7 protein-coding genes are annotated in these 12,182 nt (G+C 62.6%); all 7 read right to left on the bottom strand.

Features of this window, described 5'->3' with window-relative positions; genetic code table 11:
• Positions 1-29: 29 nt before the first annotated feature.
• On the bottom strand, positions 30-1,307 hold the full coding sequence (locus tag ABG996_RS03940; RefSeq protein ID WP_347478447.1) for a tyrosine-type recombinase/integrase: 1,278 nt from the start codon (positions 1,305-1,307) through the stop codon (positions 30-32).
• Positions 1,308-1,848: 541 nt separating this feature from the next.
• On the bottom strand, positions 1,849-3,810 hold the full coding sequence (gene pknB, locus ABG996_RS03935) for a Stk1 family PASTA domain-containing Ser/Thr kinase (protein ID WP_347478448.1): 1,962 nt from the start codon (positions 3,808-3,810) through the stop codon (positions 1,849-1,851).
• Positions 3,811-3,942: 132 nt separating this feature from the next.
• Positions 3,943-6,813 carry an FtsW/RodA/SpoVE family cell cycle protein gene (locus ABG996_RS03930; RefSeq protein ID WP_347478449.1) on the bottom strand — a complete coding sequence of 957 codons (2,871 nt, stop codon included), beginning with the start codon at positions 6,811-6,813 and terminating at the stop codon, positions 3,943-3,945.
• 16 nt (positions 6,814-6,829) lie between these two features.
• Entirely contained in the window at positions 6,830-8,764 is a 1,935-nt protein-coding gene (locus tag ABG996_RS03925) for a Stp1/IreP family PP2C-type Ser/Thr phosphatase (RefSeq protein WP_347478450.1), read from the bottom strand.
• The gene (locus ABG996_RS03920) at positions 8,761-9,177 is read right to left on the bottom strand and encodes an FHA domain-containing protein (protein WP_006235180.1); all 417 of its coding nucleotides are present in this window, start codon (positions 9,175-9,177) and stop codon (positions 8,761-8,763) included. Before ABG996_RS03920 ends, ABG996_RS03925 begins: the two co-directional genes overlap by 4 nt.
• Before the next feature lie 6 nt (positions 9,178-9,183).
• A complete protein-coding gene (locus ABG996_RS03915) occupies positions 9,184-10,197 on the bottom strand; it encodes an FhaA domain-containing protein (RefSeq protein WP_347478451.1) in 1,014 nt (337 codons plus the stop codon).
• On the bottom strand, positions 10,194-12,047 hold the full coding sequence (locus tag ABG996_RS03910) for a serine/threonine-protein kinase (protein WP_347478452.1): 1,854 nt from the start codon (positions 12,045-12,047) through the stop codon (positions 10,194-10,196). The genes ABG996_RS03915 and ABG996_RS03910 overlap by 4 nt, the downstream gene beginning before the upstream one ends.
• Positions 12,048-12,182 lie beyond the last annotated feature (135 nt).

Genomic DNA, 12,182 nt, shown 5'->3' with positions numbered 1-12,182 from the left:
GAAGGGCCGGGTATATCTCGGCCCTTCCTTTATGAATTGCTCTCTTGGGAAATGAGCTCGCCGAAGGCATCTGCTGCCTTACGATCGTTTGCCTCGATGGCGTGGGAGTAGATGGAGAGCGTCGTACTTGGAGATGCGTGTCCAAGTCTTGCCTGGACAGTCTTCACGTCTGCGCCTTCTCCGATTAGGAGCGTCGCTTGCGTGTGCCGCAGGGCGTGGGGGACGAGCCCACTGTATCCCGTGCCCCTCACGTGCTCTTTGCCGTTTCGTTGGAATCTTCTGGTGATATTGTTGTAGCTCCCAAAGCCGTTATCGACGCAGAAGTCGCGGAACCATCGGTCGAAGTTGTGGCCGTCTACGTTGACGACTGTGGCGTATATGTCATCCTCGATCGTGACGACCTTTATGCCGTTAACGATAGGCGTCTTGTCGTCCTGATCGAGAGTGTATCGGTTGAGCTGCGCCCGCTGTTCCAGCTTCCATTTGCTGAGATAGCAGGCCAGGGAGTCGTTGATTGCTATGGTGCGTCGGCTCATCTTCGATTTTGGCGGTCGGAGAGTCTTGTCATTGGTGAACTGCTTCGACACGCTTAACGTGCGCTGCCCAAGATCGATGTCGCCCCAAGTCAAGCCGAGCATTTCGCCGCGTCGGAGACCACATTGGAGCAAGAGCATGGTGCCCGTTGCCTTGGCCGACAGTGGTTCATCCATGAGGCAAGACAGAAATCGTGAAGCCTCGTCTGCCGTAAGCGGAGTTCTTTCCCTGTAAGTTGGTTTGGGAAGCTTGACTGGTGTGCACGGGTTGCGAAGGATGAGCTCGTTGTCCACGGCATCCTGAAGAATCTGTCGGAGTTTGACGTGCGTTCCGTGCAGCTCGGCTTCCGACATTCCCTTTTTGCGAGCGTCTGCGTAAATGTGCCGTATATCGTCTGGGTGTAGATCGGCAAGCCGGACGTGGGCGAACATCTTCTGAATGTGGCAAATGTAGTTGCCCTCACGGGCGTAGGCGAGCGGCGAAAGGCTACCTATCCTTAAACTGTGAAAGTCCTTGGCATATTCCGCGACGGTTCGATTTCCGTTATCCCGGACGAGCCCGGAGTTCAACTCTTCCTTGTATTCCTCCAAAGCCTTGCGTAGCATCGCGTTCCGTGTTCGCTTGTTCACGCCTTCGCAGTGTAGTGTCCTCTTGGGTGAATAGGCATACTTGCCGGTCTTTGGATCCTTGCCGAGGTTGAAGCGGTATTGGAATACGCCCTCTTTAACCTGGTATACGCTGCCGTTTCCGATGACTCGTGGTCTGGTGCTCATGATGGAATTCCTTGAGGGTAGGCTAGGGGCAAGCCCTTAAAGGCTTGCCCCTAGCCTACCCTCAAAATTCTACCCAATCAAGAGTGATTGGGTAGAATTAGGGTAGAAAGTTTTTGAATCTTATAAGTCGAGCTTCTTAAAAATAGCCTTTTTACATGCTGTTATACGAATCCAGAAGAAATTATAAAAAACCAGGTCAAATAGAAATACAAGACCTCCTAAAGCGGGTGTCGACGGTTCGAATCCGCCCGGGGGCACCATAAGATTATGACGGCGTCGCGAGAGCGGCGCCGTTTCTGGTTTGTGGGAGCTGTCGGCGGATTCGGACCGTCGACACCCGCGTCACTCATTTCCCCGCGGGGGAGTTTTCGAATCCGCCCGGGGGCACCAGAGGAATATCGAACCCGGTACCGCTACGGTGCCGGGTTCTTCTGGTTCAATGCCATGTCAAAAACGAAGCGCCCGCTTGCTGGGGAAGCAAGCGGGCGCCTGTGAGCGAATATGTTTGCGGCGAGAGCCGTGATGAGCGGTGGGGTGGCGACTAGTTGGTCGTACCGGAATCGTCACCCGTGCCCGAGCCAGAGCCCGAACCCGAGCCAGAAAGTGCGACTGTTAGCGTGATCGTGCTGTCGGTGGACTGCTTGCCGGTGGGGGAGACGCCCGTAACGGTGGCATCCTCGTTACCGCTTACGGGGTTGCCGTTCTGGTCACAGAAGCCGATGTTATAGAAACCGGCGTTGTTGAGCGCGGTAACGGCGGCGGAGATGCTCTTGCCGTACAGGTTGCCCGGGACGGTGGCCTTGCCGGACTTCTTGGCAATGACGACGGTAATCGTGGCGCCGGGCTTCTGCTTACCGCTGGGGTTCCAGCTGATCACGGTGCCCTCGGTAACAGAGTCGTTCTCCTGGTAGCTCACGTCGACGCCAAAGCCTGCCATATCGAGGGCGTTGCGCGCCTGCGCCTCGGTCATGTCGGTCAGGTCGGGGACGGACGTGGTATCCGGGCCGCTCGAGACCTTGTACGAGATGGTCGTGCCCTTCGCGACTTCCTTACCGGCTTCGGTGCCCTGCTCAAAGACCTGGCCCTCATCGGCCTCGTTGGCCTCCTCGGAGGCGTTGCCCTTCAGGCCAACGCTTGCCAGCGCGGCTTCTGCCTGGTCCTTGGTCAGGCCGACAAGCATGGGAACCTCAACCTTCTCGGAGGGCTTGGGGCCCTTGGAGATTACCAGGTTCACCTTAGTGCCCTTGGCCTTCTTGGTGTTGCCGTTGGGCGTCTGCTCGGCGACCTTGCCCTCGTCGACATCGTCGTTGTAGCTTTGGTCGATGGTGCCGACCTCGAGGCCGGCTTCCTTGATCAGCTCGACGGCAGTCTGCTGGTCCTTGCCCAGCACATCGGGCACGGTGACCTGCTCGCCGCCAAAGAGTCCTGTGGCAAAGGCCACCACGATGCCGATGACGGCAACGGCTGCCACCACGGCGGCGATGATCTTGTTCTTGTTGGATTTGGGCTCCTCGACCTCGTAGGAGCCGGTGGAGCCCGAAACCGAGCTGCGGGCGGTATTTTGGCCGCTCACGCCCGAGACGGGACGCACCATGGCGCGCGTCTGATCGGAAAGCTCGCGAGTCTTGGTGGCGCCCAGCTCACCGGGGGCACCGATGATGCGCGTGGGCTCCGAGACGTTGACGGCACGGCCCGACAGGTAGCTGTTGAGCACCTGACGCAGCTCGTCGGCGGTCTGGAAGCGGTTTGCGGGGTCCTTCTCCATGCACTTGAGGATGATGCGCTCAAGGTCGGCGTCGACACCGGAGTTGATCTGGCTCGGCGGAATAGGCAACTCGTTGACCTGCTTGAGTGCGACCGAGATAGCGTCGTCACCGTCAAAGGGAACGCGGCCGGTGGCGCATTCATACATCACGACGCCCAGCGAGTAGATATCCGAGGTGGGGCCGAGGTCCTGACCACGGGTCTGCTCGGGGCTGACGTAGTGGGCGGTTCCCAGCACGTTGTTGTCTTGCGTGAGGTGGCTGTTCTTGGCGCGCGCAATGCCAAAGTCCATCACCTTGATGTTGCCGTCGGGCAGCACCATGATGTTCTGCGGCTTAATGTCGCGGTGGATGATCTCGTGCTTGTGGGCGACCGAAAGCGCGGAGCTGATCTGCGAGCCGATCTGGGCGACCTTCTTGGGGTCGAGGGCGCCGTGGCTCTTGATGCCGCTCTTAAGGTCGGTGCCGCGCAGGTACTCCATGATGATGTAATAGGTGTCGCCGTCCTTGCCCCAATCGTAGACGCCCACGATATAGGGGGAGGAGAGACCGGCTGCTGCCTGGGCCTCCTGCTTAAAGCGTGCGGCGAAGGTCGCGTCGCCAGCATACTGCGGCAGCATGATCTTGACGGCTACCGTGCGGTCGAGAACCTGGTCCTGTGCACGGTAGACGGTCGCCATGCCGCCTGTTCCCACCTTATCCTTGAGGAGGTATCTTCCCCCGAGGACCCTCTGTTCCATTCCTGCTCCTAACATAACTATTCGCTCAACGATGTGTGTAGTACCTATGATGTGGCCGCTGGGGCCGTGTGGCGCGTTGCCGCTAACTCTTCGGCCGCGGCGCGCCTCGGGTGTCCGATTCGATCATGGGCATCACGCTCCCTGTGCGGCAAGCGCCGCGGTCAGGACGATGCCGGCGATCTTGGCGGCCTCGACGTCATGCTTGTCGTAATCCTCTAAGGCCACCGAGATGGCGACCGTGGGTGAATCGTAAGGTGCAAAGCCAACGAACATCGAGTTGACGTTGGTGCCGCCAGTCTCGGCCGAGCCGGTCTTGCCGGCGACCTTGACGCCGGGGATTTGGGCATCGGTGCCGGTGCCGGACTGGACGACGGCAAGCATGGCCTGCTTGACCTGGTCGGCCGTGGCGGAGCTGACGGCCTGACCAAGCGAGCGGGACTGCGTGGTCTTGACCACGGTTCCGTCCGGGGCGAGTACCTGGGCTACAAAGTACGGGTCCATGACCACGCCGCTGTTAGCGATGGCGGCGGCAATCACGGCGTTTTGCATGACGGTGGTCTGCGGGCCGGGCGTGTGGTCCATGCCGACAGGCTGGCCGGCGCCGGCCCAGGCGGTCTCCCACTCGGTCATGAGCGACGGGTCGGCCATGATGGAGGCCGCGGAGGTCAGGTCCTGGCCGAGCTTTTGGCCGTAGCCAAAGGCGTTGGCAAACTGCACGAGCGTGTTTGCGCCAACTTCGTTTGCCACCTGGCCAAAGACGACGTTGGAGGACACGGCAAAGGCCTGCTGCAGGCTGATGGTGCCGTAGCTCTCGTTGGCAGAGTTGGTGACCGGTGCGTTGCCGATGTCCATGGAGCCGGGCGCTTGGTAGGTGCTGGTAAGGCTGGCGGTACCGGTCTCGAGTGCCGCGGAAAGCGTAACGACCTTAAACGTTGAGCCCGGCGTGTACAGCGCGTCCATGGCGCGATTGTACATGGAGCCGTCCTCGCCGCCGCCCGTCTGCAGCAGGGCATCGATGTTGGTGTTGTCGTAGGTGGGCGAGCTGGCACATGCGAGCACCGCGCCGGTACGCGGGTCGATGACCACTACAGCGCCCTTAAAGCCCTTGAGCGCCTGCTCGGCAGCCGTCTGGATGCGCGAGTCGATGGTGAGCTTGGCGGTGTTGCCCGGCTGGGTCTGGCCCGCGAGCGACGCGATGGCGTTGTTCCAGCTGGAGTAATCCTTAGAGCCGGTGAGCGTGTCGTTCATGACGCTCTCGATGGCGGTGGTGCCATACTGCTGGCTCACATAGCCAACCACGTGCGCTGCCAGGTTACCGTTGGGGTAGGAGCGTACGTAGGTGCCGTCCTCCTGCTGCAGCGACTCGGCCAGCGTCACGCCGTCGGACGTGATGATGGAACCGCGCTGGATGTACTTGGAGCGGGCGATGGTGTGGTTGTTGGTCGGCATGTCCTGATAGTCCTTGGCCTTGATGACCTGGACATAGGTGAGGTTGCCGATAAGGATGGCGAACAGCGCCGTAAAGGCGAGCACCGCACGGGTTAGACGGTTGGCGAGCGCAACGCGGCCGAGCACACCGGATTCAGGCGTGTCGAGCAGGCGACGGCGCATGCGTGAGCCGACGGAATGGCTGCCGCTGCCGTAGGAAGACGAGGTGGCAAAGCGCGTGCCCGTCGGGGCGGCGGCAGATGCGACCTGATCATCGGTGATGGCGGCCATGGTGCCGGTGCCGGTAAGCTCGGCCTCGCGTCCGGTCGCCTCGTCACCGGCGCGCAGCAGGAGCGCGACGATGATAAAGCTCGCCAGCAGAGAGGAGCCGCCCTGGCTCATAAAGGGCAGGGTGACGCCGGTCAGCGGGATCAGGCGGGTTACGCCGCCAACGATCAAGAAGGCCTGGAAGCTGATGGCGGCCGTAAGGCCTGTGGCACTAAAGGCGGCGAGGTCGGATTTAGCGCGGGCAGCCGTGGTGAGGCCGCGAACGGCAAAGAGCATAAACAGGATGAGCACGGCGCCGCCGCCCAAAAGGCCCATCTCCTCGCCGATAGCCGAGAAGATAAAGTCGGACTCGACGACAGGGATGTTGTTGGCCATGCCGTTGCCGATGCCAACACCGACCAGACCGCCATCGGCAAGCGAGAAGAGCGACTGGACGATCTGGTAGCCCTGGCCCTGGGCGTCCTTAAACGGATCGAGCCAAACCTGGAAACGCACCTGAACGTGAGACAGGAACTTGTAGGCGCCCACGGCTCCAACAGCTAAGAGCGCAAGGCCGATAACGACATACGAAAAGCGCCCCGTGGCAACGTAGAGCATCAGCAAGAAGATGGTGTAGAACAGCACGGCCGAACCCAGGTCGCGTTCGAAGACGACGACGAGCAGGCACACACCCCACACGGCAAACAGCGGCAGCAGCAGTCGCAGGCGAGGGATCTTAAAGCCCAGAATCTTGCGGTTGGAGATGGAGAGCAGCTCGCGGTTCTCGGCCAGGTAGCCGGCCAGGAACAGGACGATAAAGACCTTGGCGAACTCGCCGGGCTGGATGGTAAAGCCCGCGATGCGAATCCACAGCTTGGAGCCCGAGATCGTGGTGCCGATAAAGATAGGCAGCATCAGCAGAATGATGCCGATGATGCCAAAGGTGTACTTGTAGCGCATGACCACGTCGAGGTTTTTGACTAGTGCAAGCGTTCCCACCATGAGCGCCACCGAGACAAACAGGATGATGAGCTGTGAGATGGCGAGAGCGGGGGCGAGACGCGTCACGAACGTGATGCCGATGCCCGAAAGTATAAATACGATGGGCAGGATGGCGGGGTCGGCACCGGGCGCCAAGATGCGCACGGCGATGTGGGCCGCGGCAAAGGCGGCAAAGAGGCCGATCGGTACGGCGAGCGTCTCAAAGGAGATGGCAGCGCCCGCGGTGAGGACGTACATCGCATACAGCAGGATGACGGGGAACGCCGAGGCGATGAGCAAGAGCAGCTCGGTGTTGCGGCGACTCATAAGCGGCACTCCCTTTCTAATTCTTATCGGAGGCCTCGGCCTCGGCGGACTGTTCGGCGGTTTTCTCGGAATCTGATTCGGAGGTCGATCCCTGATTGGTGTTGTCGCGAATCGTTTGCGCGTCGATCACCTGGCGGGTCTGCTCCTCGTCGATCTGGTGGCGGTACTTGGATATCGTGTCCTGCGCATCGTCGACACTTGTTTGCGGAATGCCCGCCTTGAGGCGGTTTTGCGTGTCTTCGGGCAGGTCGGACAGCTTGATGCTGGTTTCGCTTTCGAGCCAGTGGAGCTTGAGTCCGAGTGGCTTGCCGGGCAGGCCGCGCCAGACGGCGACATTGCCCTGGTAGGTACCCAGGTAGTACGAGCCGGTGACACCCGTGTAGGCCCAGATGCCAGCTGCCAGCACAAAGACGAGGGCCAGAATGGCGGCGATAGTAACGTTGCGGCGACGCACGCGCTGCGCCTCGCGCATGACGCCATCGTCAACCAGGTCAACGACTACTACGGTCACGTTGTCGTGGCCGCCGGCAGCAAGCGCCGCGTCCACTAGGTTGTCGACGCAGATTTGCGCGGTTGAGGACTGCGTGGCGATGTTCTCGATATCGCTATCGGGAATCATGCTCGAAAGGCCGTCGGAGCACAGGATCAGGCGGTCGCCTTCCTCGATATGCAGAGTGAAGTGGTCGGCATACATGGCGGGGTCCGAGCCCAGTGCGCGGGTGATGACCGAACGGTTGGGGTGGACGCGAGCCTCGTCTGCCGTGATCTCGCCAGCGTCCACGAGCTCCTCCACGTAGGAGTGGTCGCGGGTCACGCGGATGAGCGTGCCCTCGTGGAGCAGATAGGCGCGAGAGTCGCCCACGTGGGCGATGGCGAGCGTGTCGTTTTCGATGTAGGCGCAGGTGGCTGTGCAGCCCATGCCGGGCTTGCCCAGGCCGTTCAGGGCCGCCTCGATTACGGCGGCGTTGGCTGCCTCGACGGCTGCGGCCAGGCGTGCTGCGTCGGCGGACTGCGGGGCCGTCTTGGCAATAGTCTCGACGGCGATGGAAGAGGCTACCTCGCCGGCAGCGTGACCACCCATGCCGTCGCATACGCAAAAGAGCGGCGACTGCACCAGGTAGGAATCCTCATTGTGCGGGCGCACACAGCCAACGTCGGAGCGGGCGCCCCACATGAGTTGCGTGGTGGTGCCGGCATCATAGGTCGAGTCGGTCTCGATGCGCTCCTCGGTCAGGGGCTCAAAGCTCATGGTCGAGCCGGGGTCTTTGAGCTTGGCCTCAACGGCGGCAACGTCGATCTCGGCTGTGTCACCGGGAGAGACGGTGTCGGTCACGGCGTTTGATTCGGAATCGCCGGTGTCCGGGGAGTCGGGCTCCTCGGAAACGCGGGCGGTCGGCTCGTCGTCTTGCGGGCTGACGTCTATAGACTCGGGCGTCGCAAAGTGCGACGGCGCGGGCGTGTTTTGCGACTGGGCGGCGGGCTCGGCCACGGCATCGGACTCGCTTGCGGGCGCAGGCTGCGGGGTCTTGGGTGCAGGGCCGTCCTCGGGGGATGTCCCCGCCTCGGGCGCCGGCGTAGACGCGGGCGCAACCTCGGATGCCGGGGCTATGGGAAACGCCGGCGCGGCGGGCTCGGGTGCTGCAAACACCGCAGCGCTCTCGTTGATTGCCGCGGCGACGGGCTCTGCAAAGTGAGCCGGCGCCGGGGTTGCTTCGGGCGCTGTGGGCTGCTCCGCAGCATGTGCGCCGATGGGCGCCGCTACGGCATCCTCTTCGCCCTCGTTATCGGCGAGATCCGAAATATCATGCGTTACATGCGAAAGAGGCAGGGAGAACACGGTGTCCTCGGGCTCCACGGGTGTGGAGTCCGCCGGAGCGGCGTGGGCCGGTGCAGCTACGGCGGCAGCCGGTGCCTCGGTCATGGTTGCGGACTTGTTCTCCTCGTCGATCATCGACGGTTCACCTTCATGACCACGTCGCCAATCTGGACTTCGTCGCCCTCACGCAGCGTTGCGGGCTCCACGAGCTGGCGGCCGTTGACGAGCGTGCCGTTAAGCGAGTTGAGGTCCTCGATGATGAGTGCCGGGCCCTGCAGCGAAAAGCGCGCATGCGAGGCCGAGACGAACGGTTCGTTGATGCAGATGTCCGAAGATGGCGAGCGACCGACGATGACGGGGCCGAGCATGTCTACGTGGATGCCGCGGATACCGCGCGGACCCTTGTCCACATCGATCGTCCAGATAGCCGAGTCGCGGCGCTGCCCGCGCACAAGTCCCACGCCGGTCTTCATGACGGCGAACAAGAAGATATAGAGCAGGGCGACCAGGACGATGCGGCCTGCAAAAAGGACGATATCGATGTTCATAAGCGACTATCCCCTAAATTCAAAGGTACTCAGGCCAAACGTCAGCAGATCGCCGTTGCGCAGCGGGCAGCGCGTAATGCGGCGGTTGTTGACGAGCGTGCCGTTGGTGGAATTGAGGTCCTCGATCGACCAATCCGAGCCCGTAAAGGTGAGCTGGGCGTGGCGGCGCGACACATTGGGGTCGCGCAGGGCAATGTCGGAAACTGAGCGCTCGCGACCGATGGTCACCTGTGCGGAGGTGATGCTATGGCTCTCGCCGCTCACGACGTCGACGAGCTGGGCGAGCGGGCGCTGCGGGGCGCGAGTGCTCGCCATGTTGGAGGCGATGCCGGCTGCGGCGCCTAGGCCCACGGCGGCACCGGTCGCGGCGGCTCCGCCCATGCCGGCAAGCGCGTCGCGCGAGACGGTCTGCGGCACCGGGATGGGTGCGGCGGCGGGGTCGGGGACGCTAGGCGCGAAGGGGTCTGCCACGGCAAGCGGGTCGGGAGCGGCGGCGCGAGGCGCCGGCTGCTGCTGGGGCATGGCGGCGGGGCGCTGCTGCTGCGGGGCAGCAAACTGCTGCTGGCCGGCGCGCGGGGCGCTGGCGGCACGGCTTGCCGCGGAGTTGTTCTGGCCCAGGCCGTTTTGATAGGCGCGCTCTTCTTCGTACAGGCGGCCGAGCGTGGGGGCATCGACGTTCTCGGCAAAGACCGAGAACTTGCCGGCGCGCAGCTGCGGATCGATCATAAAGCGCACGAGGGGCTCGCCGACAAAGACATAGCGGCGCTTTTCGGCCTGCGCCTTCACGAACTCGCGGACCTCGCGCGAAAGCTCGGGGTAGAACGGGGCGAGCATGGGATCGTCGTCGGCGGCGATAAGGATGGTATAGAGTGCCGGCGCCGTGTTGACGCCGTTGATCACCAGAGTCTGATCCTCCATGTCGCGAGCGGCCTGCTTGGCAAGCTTCTTAAAGGAGAACGGGGCACGGGTGGCACCGAAGATGCCGGCCACGTGGTCCTCGAAGATGTTCAGGAAGTTCACGAAAGATCACTCTCCGTATAGGTTCTTTGGTATCCGAGCAAATATAGGCATATCCCAACGATTATAGAGGATAGGGTTCCCGCAACCGCCGCCTTGGCGACGACCGCGGCTGCAAGGCTGGCAATTTCCATATGGTGTGCAAGACAGGACGCCGCTGCGCAGCCGATGCCGGTGACAGCGATTGCGGCGATTGCGTCAAGGTTTGAGCCCTGATTGGCACGCTTGGCATGGGCATTGAGCAGCGCAGATGACGCCGCGGCAGTTGCCGCGACCAGCACAAAGGCAGCCCAAAGGAGCGGGTCTCCCAGCGCTGCGGCAACGTTACCGAGCCCCAGTACGCCTCCGGCTGAAAGCGCGACCGTGGCCAGACGGGCAAAAAGCGCGCCCATGCCCGTTGCCGCGGCGGCGCTTGCCGGGCCGAGCCAAAATGACGCGACGCCGGCGGCGACCCCAGCTGCCAGGAAGGTATTGCCGGTCAGACAGCCAAGCGCGAGTGCACAGGTGAGCGTGGCGCTCGCGGCAGCCTCGGTGCGACCCCAGGCGATCCACCAACCGGACATGGCGGCGGCAAAGATCACCGCGACGGGCAGCATCGACAGGATGCCCTGTGCCTGCATGGTGGCGTTGGCCATGAGCACCAAAAAGCCCACAGCCGAGATGGCCGAGCCAATCTGGGGGGCCAGGCCAGCCGCCACTCCGATCGCGATGGCCGCAATGACCAGGCCGGGAAGCGCCGCGACCCCGGCCGTTTGCATCAGCAAAAAGCTAAAGGTGCCGCACGTTAGCGCCGAGATAGTGCGCATGGTGTAGTCGCGCGCATGGCTCCAGCGCGTGCCCGCCCAGCCGAGTGCGGGGTCGACCTCGATGGCGTCGTCCTCGTAGTGCGACGGCTCGATATCGTCGAGCTCCTGCTCGTCATCCGAAAGTTCGCCAACCATTTGCTCCAGGCTGCGACGGCCTTCGCGCACGCTGCCCAGACCGGCAAGGAGCTGGTCGCAAAATGTCTCGACGCTGCTGGGGCGGTCCTGCGGCATGGGGGAGAGCGCGCTCATGAGCGCGGCCTCGGCTCCCGGGGGAAAGTGTGGTATCAGCTCGCTGGGATAGGTGGCGCCGCCGATGATGCGGTCGAGCGAGTCGGCGGGCGTGGCCGCCATAAAGGGAGCGCTGCCGCACAGGCCCTCATAGATTACACAGGCGAGGGCAAAGACATCGGCGCGCTCATCGACCGTGCCGGTCTCGATATCGAGCTGCTCGGGCGGCATGTAGCCGATGGTGCCGCCGCGCGAGCCGCCAAAGCCACCGGCGGACGACAGTCGCGCCATGCCAAAGTCGGTGAGCTTTACATTGCCCGAGTGGTCGATGAGCACGTTGGCGGGCTTAATGTCCAGGTGGAGTACGCCATTACTATGGGCGAAGGTGAGCGCCTGGCCTAGGGCATCGGCAATGGCCGCGGCCTCGTCAAAGGTAAGTGAGTGACCGTCCACGCGGTGCAAAAACTCGGCCAGCGACATGCCATCGACATATTCCATAACTAGGTAGGCATAGGCTGTGTCGTGCGTAAAGTCGATGACCTGCACGATGTTGGGATGTTGAAGCATGGCGGCAGTGTGCGCCTCGCGCAGGACATCCATGATGTCGCTGGCGGGCATGCCGACACCGTTAATAAGGGGGATGCGCTTAATGGCGACGCGGCGGCGCAGGTGCGTGTCGCGGCAGATCTCGATGGAGCCAAAACCGCCGGTCGCAAGTGTCTCGAGCGGCTGGTACCGCTTGAGCAGCTCGCGAGAGCTGGTGCCCTCCAAAGGAACGTCCGGCGAGAACCGGGCGGTATGTTGCGAGAAAAGCGGCATGGCCAACCCTCGTGCGTTTAAAGTTCGTTTGCGAGCGGCGGGCGCGGGGCCGAGCCGTTCGCGGTGGCATAGATGCTGCTAGTGTAGCACGCTCGGGTGCATGGGGAGGATAGCGGGATGCGAGGCTGCCTGCCT

Source organism: Collinsella aerofaciens (genome assembly GCF_039836695.1).
Classification (GTDB): Bacteria; Actinomycetota; Coriobacteriia; order Coriobacteriales; family Coriobacteriaceae; genus Collinsella; species Collinsella aerofaciens_BD.
Note: the sequence above shows the minus strand (reverse complement) of the source record. Positions and strands in the feature narration are given on the sequence as shown.